This window comes from Caballeronia sp. EK (genome assembly GCF_014384845.1).
GTDB lineage: Bacteria > Pseudomonadota > Gammaproteobacteria > Burkholderiales > Burkholderiaceae > Caballeronia > Caballeronia jiangsuensis.
Genome location: NZ_JACSUE010000006.1, coordinates 611,466 through 625,803 on the forward strand (window position 1 = coordinate 611,466; position 14,338 = coordinate 625,803).

General features: G+C 62.7%; 15 protein-coding genes. 3 read left to right on the forward strand and 12 right to left on the reverse strand.

The window, feature by feature from the left end; all coding sequences use genetic code 11:
- Positions 1-65: 65 nt before the first annotated feature.
- Positions 66-1,169, reverse strand: a complete 1,104-nt coding sequence (hppD, locus tag IAG25_RS21345) for a 4-hydroxyphenylpyruvate dioxygenase (RefSeq protein WP_187606606.1) — start codon at positions 1,167-1,169, stop codon at positions 66-68.
- A 146-nt stretch (positions 1,170-1,315) separates the two neighbouring features.
- Between hppD and IAG25_RS21350 the strand changes: the two genes are divergently transcribed.
- Positions 1,316-1,819, forward strand: coding sequence for an Lrp/AsnC family transcriptional regulator (locus IAG25_RS21350; protein WP_187606607.1), 504 nt, complete (start codon positions 1,316-1,318; stop codon positions 1,817-1,819).
- Between the two features lie 75 nt (positions 1,820-1,894).
- On the opposite strand, the gene IAG25_RS21355 is transcribed toward IAG25_RS21350, so the two are convergent.
- The 9 genes from IAG25_RS21355 to IAG25_RS21395 all read right to left on the reverse strand — a co-directional run bounded on the left by IAG25_RS21355 (position 1,895) and on the right by IAG25_RS21395 (position 9,797).
- On the reverse strand, positions 1,895-2,560 hold the full coding sequence (locus tag IAG25_RS21355) for a GNAT family N-acetyltransferase (RefSeq protein WP_187606608.1): 666 nt from the start codon (positions 2,558-2,560) through the stop codon (positions 1,895-1,897).
- 220 nt (positions 2,561-2,780) lie between these two features.
- Positions 2,781-3,383, reverse strand: coding sequence for a TetR/AcrR family transcriptional regulator (locus tag IAG25_RS21360; RefSeq protein WP_187606609.1), 603 nt, complete (start codon positions 3,381-3,383; stop codon positions 2,781-2,783).
- 33 nt (positions 3,384-3,416) lie between these two features.
- A complete protein-coding gene (locus tag IAG25_RS21365) occupies positions 3,417-4,217 on the reverse strand; it encodes a DUF1835 domain-containing protein (RefSeq protein WP_187606610.1) in 801 nt (266 codons plus the stop codon).
- A gap of 84 nt (positions 4,218-4,301) precedes the next feature.
- On the reverse strand, positions 4,302-5,390 hold the full coding sequence (paaE, locus tag IAG25_RS21370) for a 1,2-phenylacetyl-CoA epoxidase subunit PaaE (protein WP_187604695.1): 1,089 nt from the start codon (positions 5,388-5,390) through the stop codon (positions 4,302-4,304).
- 56 nt (positions 5,391-5,446) lie between these two features.
- Positions 5,447-5,971: a 1,2-phenylacetyl-CoA epoxidase subunit PaaD gene (gene paaD / locus IAG25_RS21375; protein ID WP_187606611.1), complete on the reverse strand. Its 525-nt coding sequence runs from the start codon at positions 5,969-5,971 to the stop codon at positions 5,447-5,449.
- On the reverse strand, positions 5,971-6,768 hold the full coding sequence (paaC, locus tag IAG25_RS21380) for a 1,2-phenylacetyl-CoA epoxidase subunit PaaC (RefSeq protein ID WP_187606612.1): 798 nt from the start codon (positions 6,766-6,768) through the stop codon (positions 5,971-5,973). The genes paaD and paaC overlap by 1 nt, the downstream gene beginning before the upstream one ends.
- 13 nt (positions 6,769-6,781) lie before the next feature.
- Entirely contained in the window at positions 6,782-7,066 is a 285-nt protein-coding gene (paaB, locus tag IAG25_RS21385) for a 1,2-phenylacetyl-CoA epoxidase subunit PaaB (protein ID WP_014191517.1), read from the reverse strand.
- Between the two features lie 17 nt (positions 7,067-7,083).
- Positions 7,084-8,088, reverse strand: a complete 1,005-nt coding sequence (paaA, locus tag IAG25_RS21390) for a 1,2-phenylacetyl-CoA epoxidase subunit PaaA (RefSeq protein ID WP_187606613.1) — start codon at positions 8,086-8,088, stop codon at positions 7,084-7,086.
- Positions 8,089-8,324: 236 nt separating this feature from the next.
- Positions 8,325-9,797: an MFS transporter gene (locus IAG25_RS21395; RefSeq protein WP_187606614.1), complete on the reverse strand. Its 1,473-nt coding sequence runs from the start codon at positions 9,795-9,797 to the stop codon at positions 8,325-8,327.
- A 205-nt stretch (positions 9,798-10,002) separates the two neighbouring features.
- Between IAG25_RS21395 and IAG25_RS21400 the strand changes: the two genes are divergently transcribed.
- Positions 10,003-11,265 (forward strand): NAD(P)/FAD-dependent oxidoreductase, encoded by a 1,263-nt coding sequence (locus IAG25_RS21400; RefSeq protein WP_187606615.1) that lies wholly within the window; start codon positions 10,003-10,005, stop codon positions 11,263-11,265.
- A gap of 4 nt (positions 11,266-11,269) precedes the next feature.
- Here the strand turns inward: IAG25_RS21400 and IAG25_RS21405 are convergent, their stop codons facing one another.
- Entirely contained in the window at positions 11,270-12,421 is a 1,152-nt protein-coding gene (locus IAG25_RS21405; RefSeq protein ID WP_187606616.1) for a methyltransferase, read from the reverse strand.
- A 177-nt stretch (positions 12,422-12,598) separates the two neighbouring features.
- Between IAG25_RS21405 and IAG25_RS21410 the strand changes: the two genes are divergently transcribed.
- On the forward strand, positions 12,599-13,894 hold the full coding sequence (locus IAG25_RS21410) for an SGNH/GDSL hydrolase family protein (RefSeq protein WP_187606617.1): 1,296 nt from the start codon (positions 12,599-12,601) through the stop codon (positions 13,892-13,894).
- 138 nt (positions 13,895-14,032) lie between these two features.
- On the opposite strand, the gene IAG25_RS41190 is transcribed toward IAG25_RS21410, so the two are convergent.
- Positions 14,033-14,338: hypothetical protein (locus tag IAG25_RS41190; protein ID WP_222946572.1), on the reverse strand; the 306-nt coding region annotated here is incomplete at its 5' end.

The window sequence follows — 14,338 nt, forward strand, 5'->3', positions numbered from 1 at the left end:
TGAACAAAGGGACATGGACCTTCGCGGTCCACGTCCCTTTTTTGATGCCTGGGTTTTCTGCGCGATCAGCCCGCGGTGGTGTCCTTCAGCACGCCACGGCGCATCTGATCCAGTTCGATCGATTCGAATAGCGCCTTGAAGTTACCTTCGCCGAAGCCCTGATTGCCCTTGCGCTGGATAATCTCGAAGAAAATCGGCCCGATCTGGTTCTCCGTGAAGATCTGTAGCAGGATTTCGTCCTTGGTGCCGTCGATCAGAATCTTGCGCTTCTTCAACTCCGCGACCGTTTCGCAATGGCCGGGCACGCGGCGATCGACCAGCTCGTAGTACGTGTCGATGGTGTCGAGCAGGGCGATCTTCGCGCTGCGCAGGCCGTCGACGGTGCTGTAGATATCGCCCGTGCCGAGCGCGATGTGCTGAATGCCTTCACCGTGATACGCGTCCAGATATTCCTGAATCTGTCCCGCGGTTTCCGAGCCTTCTTCGTTGATCGGAATGCGGATTTTGCCGCACGGTGACGTCATCGCCTTCGACTTCACCGCCGTGACCTTGCCTTCGATATCGAAATAGCGGACTTCGCGGAAATTGAAGAGCCGCTCGTAGAACTCCGCCCACTCGACCATGCGGCCGCGGTGCACGTTATGCGTCAGGTGATCGATGTAGGTGAGTCCGTGGCCCACAGGGTTTTGCTCCGCGCCCGGGATCGGTTCGAAATCGACGTCATAAATGCTGATATCGCCGATGCTGCCCGGCTGCGCGCCGTTCTTGCCGCGCCAGCGGTCGACGAAGTAGATCAGCGAATCGCCGATTCCCTTGATCGCCGGGATGTTCAGCTCCATCGGGCCATTCTTGTTGTCGAAGCCCCATGCGCCGAGTTCGAGCGCGCGCTTGTACGCTTTGGCGGCATCGGCGACGCGGAAGGCGATCGCGCAGATCGACGGACCGTGCAGACGCGCGAAGCGCTGCGCGAACGAATCCGGCTCGGCGTTGACGATGAAGTTGATTTCGCCCTGGCGGTAAAGCGTGACGTCCTTGTGACGATGCTTCGCGATCGCGGTGAAGCCCATCTGCTCGAACAGTCTGCCGAGCGCGACCGGATCCGGCGCGGTGTATTCGATGAACTCGAAGCCGTCGGTGCCGACGGGATTCTCCCAGGTCGTTGCGGTCATGCGTGTCTCCTGATTTAGATGCGGCGCGATGTGCGCGACGTTGAGACAGTTTAGTCAGGTGACGCTGGCAAAAACTTGCGAAACTAATCGGTGATTCATAAGATTGCGCACGATGCTGCCAATTGAAAGCGGCCGGGAGCTACAAAATGGCTGAACTCGAACTGGACACGATAGACCGCCGAATTCTGGCCATTCTTCAGGAAAACGGACGGCTATCGAATCAGGAGATCGCGGATCGCGTGAATCTGTCGCCGAGCCCGTGCCTACGGCGCATTCGGAGGCTGGAGGAGCTCGGCGTGATTCGCGGTTATGTCGCCCTGCTCGACGCGAAGAAGCTCGGGCTTGGTTTACTCGCCTACATCAACGTGCGTCTGGAAAAGCGCGGCGGCGTGCAGGCTGCGGCGGGCACGCCGAAAGCGCCGACGCACGGCGATCTCTTTCGTGAAGCGGTGCGTTCATGGCCGGAAGTCGTCGCCTGCGACGCGATGACCGGCGAGATGGATTTTCTGCTGCGCGTTCAGGTGCGCGACATGGATGATTTCTCGCGCTTTGTGCAGGATGAATTGCTGCACCATCCGTCCGTGATCGATGTGCGCTCGAGCTTCTCGCTGGAACGCATCAAGGAGACGACGGTTCTGCCGCTGCGTTAAAACGACGAAGGGCGGTCAAATCCGCCCTTGTTGGTCCCGCTCGCAGCGCCATTCCCGCGCTGTTCCTGAGAAAAATTACGCGACGCCCGCTGCCGGCATGAACGCCTTGAAAACCTGCGACGCGCGTTGCGCCTGGCGCTTGATCGCGTAGTCGAATACGGCGGCCTGCTCCTGAAGCATTTCGGCGACGATGCTGGTCTGGTCAGCCGGCGCGAGCGAGAGATACGCATCCGCTTCGCCGTAAGCGTATTCGATCTTCATGCCCGACTTTTTCGCGATATGCATCATGGTCGAGTTGCGCGACAGGCAGTGCATATAGAGCACCGATACCTGCGTGTTGCGGCTGCGCATGGCGGCGCGCTCGAACAGCTTCGAGCCGATGCCACGGCCGCGCGCGCTTTCGAGCACCGAGACGCCGAATTCGGCAGTTCGCTTGTCGCCTTCGGCGGGCAAATACGCCAGATGGCCGACGCCGATCAATTCCAGGGCGCCGCCGAACACGCCGAACACTTTGTCGTTCGAGAAGTTGATGTTGCGCACATAGTTCTCGATGACGTGATCCGGCACGACCTGCCCGAAGCGCAGGAGACGATCGTCTTCGTCGAGAGCCAGAAAGTGCGTGAGGAGACGCTCGCGATCTGCCGAGGACAGTTCGCGGACGAGAACCGGCATACGCGCGTCTTTGAGCGGCTGATCGTGCGCGACGATCGGCTCGGCAGTGCGGTTGATGGTCAGTTCCATATTCGTTTCTCCTTCGTTCGTCATGCAGCATGCTGCAAAGCAAAACGAATTTTAGCCGATTACGGAGAGGCGGATACGGGAAAACCCTTAAAACGACCTAGACGGCGCGTTCTAAACAGCTACTGAAAACGATTAGATAGTAGTTAAATCAATAACTTAACGAAGTGTCGCAAACGCGACAATTTACCGTCCAGTCGGTTTGTTGTGCTGCAACATCGAGCTATTCGACATTGAGGCCGTTTTCGATCATGTCGACGACCTGTTCCGCGAACTCGCTGTAGCCCAGCTTGCCGCCCGGCTTGAGCCACGTGAACGTCCAGTTGATCATGCCGAAGACCATCATGGTCAACGCGGTCTGGTTGTCCTTGGTTGCGCGTTTCGGATAAGCCCGCGCGAGCTGACGCGCGAACGCCGCCACGATGTCGCGCTGACGATCGAGGACGATCTCGCGCTGCGCCTCTTCCAGATACTTCACGTCATTCAGAAGCGCGACGTGCCGGCTGTGCGATGTCTCGTATTCGGCGAGAAACGCGCGCACGAGATCGGCGAAAGCCTCGCGTTCGCTCAGTCCGCGCCGCTGGCTGGCGCCTTCCACTTCCGCGATGATCAGCATCAGCCGCTTGGTGTAGCGGTCGAGCAAATCGAAGAGGATCGCTTCCTTGCTCACGTAATAGTGATAGAGGCGGGCCTTCGACGTGCCGCTCGCGGCGGCGAGATCGGCCATCGAGGTGCTGGGATAGCTCGTCTGGGCGAATTTCGCGGCGGCGAGTTCGAGGATCTGTTCGCGTTGTGTCTCGTGATCGGGCGCTTTGGTACGGGCCATGTGTTCGGAAAGTGCGTTCTTATAGGTATGGATTCAGCGGCGCAGTTCGGCCTGACTGATTTCGGACGGCGTGCCGCGGATTTTAAGCCGTCCCGCCGTGACGAGTTCGCGGCAGCGCCAGAATGCGATGGAATCGGAAAGCATGAAATCGAAGCGCTGCCCCATTGCCGCGCCGGCGATCTGGCGCGCCGGTTTCCATTCGGGACCGGCGATATCGAGCAAGGCTTCGTCGATATCGATCCATGTTCCTGTTACGAGCATGTTGTCGCGCAGGCGGCGCGTGTCGGCGCTGGCGTATTTCGCTTCCTGCCACTCGAGCGCGAGCCGGCTGATGCGCAGCACGGAAATCGGCGCGGCGGTCGGCAGCTTCGCGAGCAGTTGCTTCGGTGAAAACATGCCGACGGCCGTCGCACGGTCTTCGCGGCCGATGTGTTCGGGATCGCTGTCGCCGGTCGCAATCGTCAGATCGTCGTGAGTGAGCTTCGCTTCGTTAAGGCGCTGCGGGACGTTGCGCATGTGATAGGCGACGCGTCGCAGCGTGAGCTGGTCGGCCGCGCTCTGGCCGTGCCACACGACGATCTGATCGTCGCCGCGCGCGAGGCGGCCGAACAGTGCCTGCTGTTCTTCGAGTTCGCCCTCGAAGTCGATGGCGCTGTTCAGGACCTGGCGCCAGAACGTGGCGCGCGCGAGCGGCGATTCGTCGATGTCCCTGATCGGACCGACGGCGAGATCGTCGCGCAGCGCGATGACGCGCTCGTCGCGTTCGGCGCGCCGCAATGCTTCCGTGAGGGATTGGGCCGCGCAATCGCCATTCGTGACGTGAATCATGTTCATCGGTGTCGGGAGCCCAGAAGGACGAAAGGACCGCTCGGGTGAGCGGTCCTAGTTTACGCGAATCGAATGACGCCGGGCTGCGATCTAGCGCTCGTCGAAACTCACCACCACGCGCTCGCTCACCGGATGACATTGGCAAGTCAGCACGAAGCCATCATCGATTTCGTGTTGTTCGAGCGTGTAGTTCTTCTCCATCTTCACTTCGCCTTCGAGCACTCTTGCGCGACACGTGCAGCACACACCGCCCTTGCACGCGTACGGCAACGCGAGTCCCGCTTTCAAACCCACATCGAGCACGCTCACGCCTTCATACGGCAACCGCAATTTGCGCTTCTTGCCGTCGATGATCAACTCCAGATCCGCCGCCGGCGTGCTCTCCGTGATCTCGATGGCAGGTACGCCCGCCTGCGGCAACGGCGTGCCGAAACGCTCCACGTGTATCTGCTTCGGTGCGACACCCGAGTCCTTCAACGCCGCTTCGGCTGCATCCATCATCGGGCCGGGGCCGCAGATGAAGGCCTCGTCGATTTCTTCGGGCGAAAGCAGCGTCTCCAGAAACGCCTTGCACTTCGCTTCATCCAGCACGCCGTTGAAGAGCTCCACGTCCTGCAGATCGTCCGACAGCACGTGATACAGCGAGAACCGGTCCATATACCGGTTCTTCAGATCTTCGAGCTCTTCGGCGAACATGATCGCGTCGACGCTGCGATTGCCGTACACGAGCGTAAAGCGGCTCGTCGGCTCCGTATCGAGCGTCGTCTTGATGATCGCCAGCACCGGCGTGATGCCCGAGCCGCCCGAGAACGCCACGTAGTGTTTTGCGTGATCCGCGTTCAGATGCGTGAAGAAGCGCCCGTCGGGCGTCATCACGTCGATCTCGTGGCCGGGCTTCAAGGTATCGAACGCAAAGTTCGAGAAGCGCCCGCCACGCACGCGCTTGATGCCGATGCGCAATTCGCCGTCGCGATCGTAGTCGGTCACGCCCACGCAGATCGAGTACGAACGGCGCGTCTCCTCGCCATCGATATGCGTCTTGAGCGTCACGAACTGACCCTGCGTGAAGCGAAACGCATCGCGCAGCGCGGGCGGCACCTCGAACGAAACGGTAAACGCGTCGGCGGTTTCGGGGCGGACCTCACGGATGCGCAGCGGATGGAATTGCGGAGTCGCCATGTTTTTCGGCTCGCTATCGTTGGTTCGGTTGATTCGGTTGATTCGGTTGATTCGGCTCAGTACGGCTTGAAGTAGTCAAACGGCTCGCGGCAGTCGATGCAGCGATACAGCGCCTTGCACGCCGTCGAGCCGAATTGCGCCAGCTTCTCCGTGTGCGTCGAGCCGCAGCGCGGACAGGCGATCGTTTCCTTCCTGTACGGTACGAAGCGGATCGGCTTTGTGCTCGATGCCGAAGTGCTGCTGCATGCGCCCGTCGGCGGTGCGATGCCGTAGCGGCGCAGCTTCTCGCGTGCTTCGTCGGTGATCCAGTCGGTCGTCCACGCGGGCGCCAGCACCGTCTCGATGCGATGCGCGCCGAGCTCAGCCCGATCGATCGCCTGCGCGATGTCTTCCGCAATCTGCGACATCGCAGGACAGCCCGAGTACGTCGGCGTGATCACCACTTCGAGCACGCCGTCGTCGCCGTGACGCACATCGCGCAGAATGCCCAGCTCGCGGATCGAGACCACCGGAATCTCCGGATCGGGCACCGCTTCGAGCACGTCCCACGCGCGTTCGATGGTTGCGTTGGCGGTATTCATTACCAGCTCGCGCCCGGATGTTGCCGCGCGAGACTCTGCATCTCCGCGAGCAGATAGCCCATGTGCTCCGAGTGCTCGCCGTGCTTGCCCGTGGTGATGTGCTTCACATCGGCGGGCGCTTCGAGCGTGGCTTCTTCCAGTGCCGATGCGACCTGCTCACGCCATGCCGCTTCGAACTCGCTCGTGAGCGGCGCGATGCCTGCATCGGCGACGGCTTGTTCGATCGCATCGGTGGCGAAGAACTCGCGCGTGTACGGCATCAGATAATCGAGCGCGGCCTGCGCACGACGATGCGACTCCTCCGTGCCGTCACCGAACCGCACCAGCCAGTCGCGCGCATGATGCAGGTGATAGCTCGTTTCCTTGATCGACTTCGCCGCGATCGCCGCGAGTTGCGTATCGCTCGATGTCTGCAGCGCGCTCCACACTTCGATCATCAGCGCGCAGTACAGGAAGTTGCGCACGATCGTCACCGCGTAATCGCGCTCGGCGCGCGTCGTTCCCGCGAGCGGGCCGAAGTGCGGCAACTCCGCGATCGTGTAGTTGGCGAACTCGCGCTCGCTGCGAAAGTACGCGTAGTCGTCTTCGGTCTTCTTGCTGCCGTTAAGCGCGGCTTCCAGCGACGCCGCGTGCGTGTACAGCAGGCGCGCCTGACCGATCAGATCCAGACTGATGTTCGCCAGCGCGATGTCTTCTTCCAGCGCCGGGCCGTGGCTGCACCATTCGGCGTTGCGCTGCCCGAGGATCAGCGCGTTGTCCGCCAGACGCAGCACGTAGGCGAGATGGTCCTGACTCATAGCTCTGTCGCCCTTACATGTGATTGATTTCGTCGGGCAGCACGAAGAATGTCGGATGCCGATAGATCTTGTCGGCCGCGGGCTCGAACAATTCGCCCTTGTCCGCCGGGTCCGATGCGGTGATCGCCGCCGACGGCACCACCCAGATGCTCACGCCTTCCTGACGGCGCGTGTACACGTCGCGCGCCATGCGCAGCGCCGCACCCGCATCCGGTGCGTGCAGGCTGCCGCAATGCTTGTGATCCAGTCCCTGCTTGCTGCGCACGAACACTTCCCAGATCGGCCATTCCTTGTTCATCTTCATCGTCTCCATGCTCATGCAGCTTGTTTGTGGGCGCGGACCTTTTGCTTCTCCGCGTAGGCGAGCGCCGCTTCGCGCACCCAGGTGCCTTCGTCGTGCGCCTTCACGCGTGTGGCGAGGCGCTCCTTGTTGCACGGGCCGTCGCCGTTGACCACGCGCCAGAATTCTTCCCAATCGATCTCGCCGTAGTCATGCGCGTTTCTTTGCGCGTTCCACTTCAGATCGGCGTCGGGCAGCGTGACGCCCAGAATCTTCGCCTGCTCGACGGTCGCATCGACGAACTTCTGGCGCAGGTCGTCGTTCGAGATGCGCTTGATGCCCCACGCGAAGGACTGGCCGCTGTGAATCGAATCCTTATCGCTCGGGCCGAACATCATCAGCACCGGCCACCACCAGCGGTCCACCGCCTGTTGCACGAGGTCCTTTTGCGCCTGCGTGCCCTTCATCATCGCGAGCAGCGCGTCGAAGCCCTGGCGTTGATGGAACGACTCTTCCTTGCAGATGCGGATCATCGCGCGGGCGTACGGCCCATAGGTGCAGCGGCACAGCGGAATCTGATTCATGATCGCCGCGCCATCGACCAGCCAGCCGATCACGCCGACATCGGCCCAGGTGGGCGTCGGGTAGTTGAATATGCTCGAGTACTTCGCCCGGCCGGCGTGCAGCGCGGCGACGAGCTGATCGCGCGAGACGCCCAGCGTTTCGGCTGCGCTATAGAGATACAGCCCGTGGCCGCCTTCGTCCTGCACCTTCGCGAGCAGGATCGCCTTGCGCTTGAGGCTCGGCGCGCGGCTGATCCAGTTGCCCTCGGGCTGCATGCCGATGATCTCCGAGTGCGCATGCTGCGAAATCTGCCGCACCAGGGTCTTGCGATACGCCTCGGGCATCCAGTCCTGCGGCTCGATCTTGCCGTCGGCCTGCATCACCGCGTCGAAGCGGGTTTGGTCGGGGGTCGAGGCGGATCGGTCCGCGTCAGTGGCTTGGGTGGGGCTCGGGAGGTCGAGGGATTGGGTGTACATGCGGGGCTCGCTCCTGGATAGTCGCTGTCCGGCGATTATAAACCGACCGGACGGTCGGTAAATAAATTTTTGAGACGTACTCGGGTAACTCCGCATGAATGGGGCGCGCAGAAGCGCGCGCGAATCCACGCGCTATTCAATCTAGTGCAGACGAGGGAGGCTTGCCGGACGGCGAGAGAAACGAGAAGCGGCGGCGATGAATCGCCGCCGCTTTGAAAAGGAGGGAAAGCGCGCGCTTATCGCGTCTGTTGCGCGGCGAAATCTTCCGCGTCGACGTCATAGCCCGACGGCTCCCAGCGCACCGCGAGCAGCGCGACGAGCCCCGCGAGCGGCGCGACGGCGATGATCCAGAACACTTTCGTGCCGAGCGCCGCCGACAAAACCGGGAACAGGAAGAGCGAGACCGTCGAGCTGGCGCGCATCAGCGTCTGATTGAAGCCGACGCCGACGCCGCGCAGCGAGGTCGGATAGCTCAACGATGCGAACGTCATGCTGTGCGAACCCGGTCCGACGCCTTGCCCGAGCAGGAACGCGGCGAGAAACGCGATCGCGATCACGACTTCGGCGCCCGTCGACGGTTTCCCGACGACCGCGAGCCCGATGAGCGCCGCAAGTTGAAACGCGTAGCCGACGACAGACAGCTTCCACGCGCCATACTTCGGCACGGTGCGCACGGAGAACAGCCCGCCCGCGAACGCGAAGCACAGATTCAGCGCGAGCGACGCGAGAATAGTGGTGAGCATCGACTGCGCGAGAAAGCTCGAAATGATGACCGGCAATCCGAACGCGACGGCGTTATACGCGAACGACGACGCGATCGCGATGACGGTCGCCAGCACCGTCCGGCGCAGATAAACGCCGCGCAGCAGCGCGCCGTAGTTACTCCACGTCGCGCGACGGGCCTTGGGCGGCGCGACGGCGGTTTCGTCGACGCGGGCATCGATGCCGTATGAGCGCTTCAGAATCGCGGCCGCGCCTTTCAGATCGCCCTGATTCGCGGCCCACACGGGCGATTCGCTCATATAACGGCTGCGGATCGCGATGATCGCGATCGCCGGCACCGCGCCGAAGCCGAGAATCAGACGCCAGAGCCAGCCCGCGTTGTGCTCGGGCAAGACAGCGTACAAACCGAGCACGAGCAGATACGAGACGCTGATCGCCGCGTACCAGACCGGACACCACATCGCGACGCGCGCCGCTTTGTTTCCGCGGCCCTGCAGACGCGAAAACTCCGCGAGAAACGCCATCGCGACGGGCAGGTCGATGCCGACGCCCAGACCCATCACGAAGCGCGCCCCGCCGAGCACCCAGGCGTTGGGCGCGAGCGCGCAGGCGATCGCCGCGACGACGAAGAAGAACATGTCGGCCATGAAGACGCGATAGCGGCCGACCTTGTCGGTGAGATAGCCGCCGAGAAACGCGCCGATGATCGCGCCGAGCGTGATCGCGGCAGCGACGAAACCGGTACCAGTCGGCGTCAGCGAAAACTCGCGGGCGATGTCCTTCATGCCGAACGCGAGCGCGCCGAGATCGTAGGCATCGAGAAAAATCCCGCCCAGCGCGATGGCGACGACGACACGCGCATCGCTGCCGATCGCCGCGCCGCTATTGACGAGACTGGAGACATCGGCGGGACTGTTGATGACGGGCCGCGAATCGTTTGCGGCGGCGCCGACGACAGCGCGTTCGGGCGCGAGAGAAACGGACATGATCGGGCTAGTTTGGTAAAAAGTTGTCGATGCAACGAATCGACGGATCGTACTGGCCCGAACGCAGCCGGCCAAATTCTTTTTTGTTATTTAATGACTTACGACGGGTCTGCAATGCTTTTCACGCGCGGTGCGATCGGTGCGAAGCCGTCGCGACGACGCGCGATGCGACAATGTCGCTCCGTTCCGTTTCTTCTATTTGGACATGTCGTCAGTTGAAAACATCGAATCGGTGAGTGTCGCGGTGATCGGCGGAGGACCGGCCGGGCTCATGGCCGCCGAAGCGCTCGCGACAGGCGGCGCGCGTGTCGATGTGTTCGACGCGATGCCGTCCGTCGGGCGGAAATTTCTGATGGCCGGCAAGGGCGGCATGAACCTCACGCATTCCGAGCCCGCCAACGCCTTTCTCGCCCGCTACGGCGCGCGCAGCCCGGACATCGCGCCGCTGCTCGCGCGCTTCGACGCGGGCGCGTTGCGAGACTGGGTGCATGGCCTCGGCGTCGAGACCTTCGTCGGCAGCTCGGGCCGCGTGTTTCCCACCGACATGAAAGCCGCGCCGATGCTGCGTGCGTGGCTGCATCGGCTGCGCGCGTCGGGCGTGACGTTTCATATGCGGCATCGCTGGCTCGGCTGGGCCGACGAAGACACATCGTTATCCCGTTTCGCGACGCCATCGGGCGAAAAGCTCGTCCGGCACGACGCGCTCGTGCTCGCGCTGGGCGGCGCAAGCTGGCCGCAACTCGGCTCGGACGGCGGCGCGCTCCCGGTGCTCGCGGCGCGCGGCGTGCCCGTTCGGCCTTTCGTGCCGTCGAATTGCGGTTTCGACGTCGCGTGGAGCGAGCATTTCAGCAGCCGCTTCGCCGGCGAACCGCTCAAATCCGTGGCGATCGGTTTGCCGCGTGTGGACGGCACGCCCGACTGGCGCATCGGCGAATGTCTGATCACCGATCAGGGCATCGAGGGGAGTCTGATTTACGCATTGTCGGCGCCGATCCGCGATCGGATCGCCGAAAGCGGCGGTGCGGGGACGACGATCCTGCTGGACCTCGCGCCGCAATATTCAGTCGAGCGCGTGCGTGACGAAGTGCTGCATCCGCGCGGGGCGCGCTCGATTTCGAGTCATTTGCAAAGCCGCCTGCATCTGACGGGTGTGAAGGCGGGTTTGCTGCGCGAGTGCACGAGCAAGGGCGAATTCGCGGATCTGGAGACGCTCGCCGCGCGGATCAAGGCGCTTCCGTTGCACCTGTTGCGGCCGCGTCCTATCGAGGAAGTCATCAGCAGCGCTGGCGGCGTCGAATTCGAAGCGCTCGACGCGCGCTCGATGGTCCGCGCGCTTCCCGGCGTGTTCTGCGCGGGCGAAATGCTCGACTGGGAAGCGCCGACCGGCGGCTATCTGCTGACGGCGTGTTTCGCGAGCGGACTTGTCGCGGGTGAAGGCGCGCTGGCGTGGCTCGCCGAGCGCGCGTAGAGAATTATGCGGCGACGAGCCGCCACAGCGACGTTACTTCCGCTGAGCGCGCGGCGTAAAGCGGATCGGACTTGTCGCTCGCGCGCGGATGATGCGGCTTGACGTCGATGCGTCCATCGACCTTCAGGCCGGCCTTGTCGATCCATTCCTGCAACTGGGCGCGCGTGCGCAGTCCGAGATGCTCCGCGAAGTCCGACAAGATGAGCCAGCCTTCGCCGCCCGGTGTCAGATGCGCGGCGAGGCCGTCGAGAAAACCGCGTAGCATGCGGCTTTCCGGATCGTAGATCGCGTGTTCGATCGTCGCGCTCGGCCTTGCGGGCAGCCAGGGCGGATTGCAGACGATGAGGGGCGCGCGGCCGTCCGGAAACATATCGGTCTCGACGATTTCGACCTGGCGATCGAGCCCCAGCCGCCCGATGTTCTCCCGCGCGCAGTCGAGCGCGCGGGCATCGACGTCGGTCGCGACGATTCGTCCGACGCCGCGGCGCGCGAGCACGGCCGAGAGCACGCCGGTCCCGGTGCCGATATCGAACGCGAGTTCTTTCGACGGAAGCGGCTGATTCGCGACCAGATCGATGTACTCGCCCCGAACCGGCGAGAACACGCCGTAATAGGGATGAATCCTCCCGCCGACCGCGCCGATTTCGACGCCTTTCTTGCGCCACTCGTGCGCGCCGACAAGCCCCAGCACTTCGCGCAAGGACACGACCGACGGCTCATTCGTCGGCGGTCCGTAAGCTTCCTCGCACGCCTGACGCACATCGGGCGCGCGGCGCAGTGGGATCGTGTACTGCTCGTCGAGCGGAAGCATGAGCATCGCAAGGGTGCGCGCGCGTTGCGATTGCGCGAGGCGGTGCAGATTGAAGGCGTCGATCGGCGATGGCTCCGTCGCGTGCTTTTTTGCCTTGCGGGGCTTGCTGTCGATGCGGCGCGCCATCGCCTGCAGGAGTTGCCGGGCGTTCTGGAAATCGCCGCGCCAGAGAATCGCCGTGCCTTCGCAGGCGAGCCGATAGGCGTGATCGGCGGTCATCTGGTCATGTCCGATGACGACGCGCTTCGCGGGCGGATTGCCGCTCTCCGATCTCCAGCGGGCGGAGCGGCTTTCGCCGTCCTCGTCCCAGGTGAGTTGTTGTGGTGCTGAGTTTTTCGATTGCATATCTAATCTATATAGATGCCTGAAGCGGGAGTCGTCGCGCCGGCGAAAAAGAACTGGCTGCATTGTGAGGCTATTTGGGGCGCGTCGCTGCGGGTTGTTCGCGGTCAGGGCAATCGGGCGGCGCGAGCGTTGTGACACTTCAGGCACAATCGAGCCTTTTCCGCACGCCATCGCCGAATGAAACTCCGAGTTCTCGCCGCGATCTGCGCGGCCGCGCTTGTCGCGCAGGTCAATTTCGCACCGCACGCTTTCGCCGCCGACGCCGCCGAAGCGCCCGCCAACGAACATTGGGTCAGCGCATGGGGCACCGCGCTGCAGTCGATTCCGCAACTGGCGAATCTGCCGCCGCTGTATCGCGCGCCGGACGTCGCGGGTCGCACCGTCCGTCAGCTGATTTATCCGCAACTGGACGGCAAACGGATGCGCCTGCGCATCAGCAATCTTTATGGGACCGAGCCGCTCGTCGTCGAATCGATGACCGTCGCGCGGGCCGCCGCGGGCGACAGTGCCGCGATTCGCGCGGGAAGTGCGCGTCCGGTGCTGTTCGGCGGACGCAAGAGCGTGACCGTCGCGCCGGGAGCCCAGGCCACGAGCGATGCGGTCAATTTCGATGTCGACGCCTTCCAGCCCGTGGCCGTCAGCATGTTCATGGGGAAGGATCAGAGACTTGTCGCCTGGCATCGCGTGTCGAGTCAGGTGAACTACATCTCGACGCCGGGCGATCGCACCGAAGATGCATCGGCGGGCGCGTTTCGCACGCGCTTCACCCAATTCGCGTGGCTGACCAATGTGACGGTGGAAAGCCCATCGGCGCAGGCGATCGTCGCGATCGGCGATTCGATCACCGATGGCATGCGCTCCTCGGTCAATGCCAATCGGCGCTGGCCGGATGCGCTGGCGAAGCAGGTCGCGCGCAAAGGCGGCGGGCAGACGGTCGTAGTGAATGCGGGCATCAGCGGGAATCGGCTGTTGAGCAATTCGCCGTGCTATGGCGAGGCGGTGGTCAGCCGCTTCGAGCGCGACGCGCTGCGTCAGCCGGGCGTGCGCGCGGTCATTGTCCTGATCGGCATCAACGACATCAATTTCATGGCGATGCCCGCGCACGCCGGACTCGATTGCGACGCGCCGCACACCGAAGTCAACGCCGACGCGCTTGTGCGCGGGTATCAGCGGCTGATCGCGCAGGCGCACCAGCGCGGCATCAAGATCTACGGCGCGACGCTGACGCCGGCCTCGCTGCCGCCCGAGCGGGAGGCGATCCGCACGGCGGTTAACGAATCGATCCGATCGAGCAAAGCTTTCGATGGCGTGATCGACTTCGATCAAGCGCTGCGCGATCCGGCGCGCCCGAGCGTGCTCCAACGCCGATACGACAGCGGCGATCACATCCACCCGAGCGATGCCGGCTACGCGGCGATGGCAGCGGCGGTGCCGATGGAATTCTTCTCAGGAGCGACGAAAGCGACGCATTGAAGCGACCGCCAAAAAAAGTTGCTTCATCACCTTGTCATTCGAGTCTGCTTGACCTAATATTCAGCCCCTCGTCGCAAGACGACGGGCCGTCGAGCGAAACAGACGGCCTCCGAAGTTGACAGGTTTTGAAGCAAAAGCTCAAAAATACTGTTGACAAGGAGAAAAAGATTCTTCATAATCTCGTTTCTCTGCTGCTGATGCAGCGACGCAAGACGGAAGTTGAAGTGGTAGCGGTCTTGCGATGTGCTCTTTAAAAACTAACAGCCGATAAGTGTGGGCGCTTGATAGCGAGTGCGGTTTCAGTCTTTTTGGGCTGGAGCGACAAGCAAAAGTATCAAGAGTCTCACACGAAGTATCAGAGGAAGGTTTTTCATCTTTAAGATGAACAATCATCGTCAGAACGTTGAGTGAGCGACCGGTTTCTAACGGAACCGAAAAACAGTA

Excerpts from the sequence above, each read along its gene's own strand:
- hppD (WP_187606606.1), bottom strand. The coding sequence starts at position 1,169 with ATGACCGCAACGACCTGGGAGAATCCCGTCGGCACCGACGGCTTCGAG.
- IAG25_RS21350 (WP_187606607.1), top strand. The coding sequence starts at position 1,316 with ATGGCTGAACTCGAACTGGACACGATAGACCGCCGAATTCTGGCCATT.
- IAG25_RS21355 (WP_187606608.1), bottom strand. The coding sequence starts at position 2,560 with ATGGAACTGACCATCAACCGCACTGCCGAGCCGATCGTCGCGCACGAT.
- IAG25_RS21360 (WP_187606609.1), bottom strand. The coding sequence starts at position 3,383 with ATGGCCCGTACCAAAGCGCCCGATCACGAGACACAACGCGAACAGATC.
- IAG25_RS21365 (WP_187606610.1), bottom strand. The coding sequence starts at position 4,217 with ATGAACATGATTCACGTCACGAATGGCGATTGCGCGGCCCAATCCCTC.
- paaE (WP_187604695.1), bottom strand. The coding sequence starts at position 5,390 with ATGGCGACTCCGCAATTCCATCCGCTGCGCATCCGTGAGGTCCGCCCC.
- paaD (WP_187606611.1), bottom strand. The coding sequence starts at position 5,971 with ATGAATACCGCCAACGCAACCATCGAACGCGCGTGGGACGTGCTCGAA.
- paaC (WP_187606612.1), bottom strand. The coding sequence starts at position 6,768 with ATGAGTCAGGACCATCTCGCCTACGTGCTGCGTCTGGCGGACAACGCG.
- paaB (WP_014191517.1), bottom strand. The coding sequence starts at position 7,066 with ATGAACAAGGAATGGCCGATCTGGGAAGTGTTCGTGCGCAGCAAGCAG.
- paaA (WP_187606613.1), bottom strand. The coding sequence starts at position 8,088 with ATGTACACCCAATCCCTCGACCTCCCGAGCCCCACCCAAGCCACTGAC.
- IAG25_RS21395 (WP_187606614.1), bottom strand. The coding sequence starts at position 9,797 with ATGTCCGTTTCTCTCGCGCCCGAACGCGCTGTCGTCGGCGCCGCCGCA.
- IAG25_RS21400 (WP_187606615.1), top strand. The coding sequence starts at position 10,003 with ATGTCGTCAGTTGAAAACATCGAATCGGTGAGTGTCGCGGTGATCGGC.
- IAG25_RS21405 (WP_187606616.1), bottom strand. The coding sequence starts at position 12,421 with ATGCAATCGAAAAACTCAGCACCACAACAACTCACCTGGGACGAGGAC.
- IAG25_RS21410 (WP_187606617.1), top strand. The coding sequence starts at position 12,599 with ATGAAACTCCGAGTTCTCGCCGCGATCTGCGCGGCCGCGCTTGTCGCG.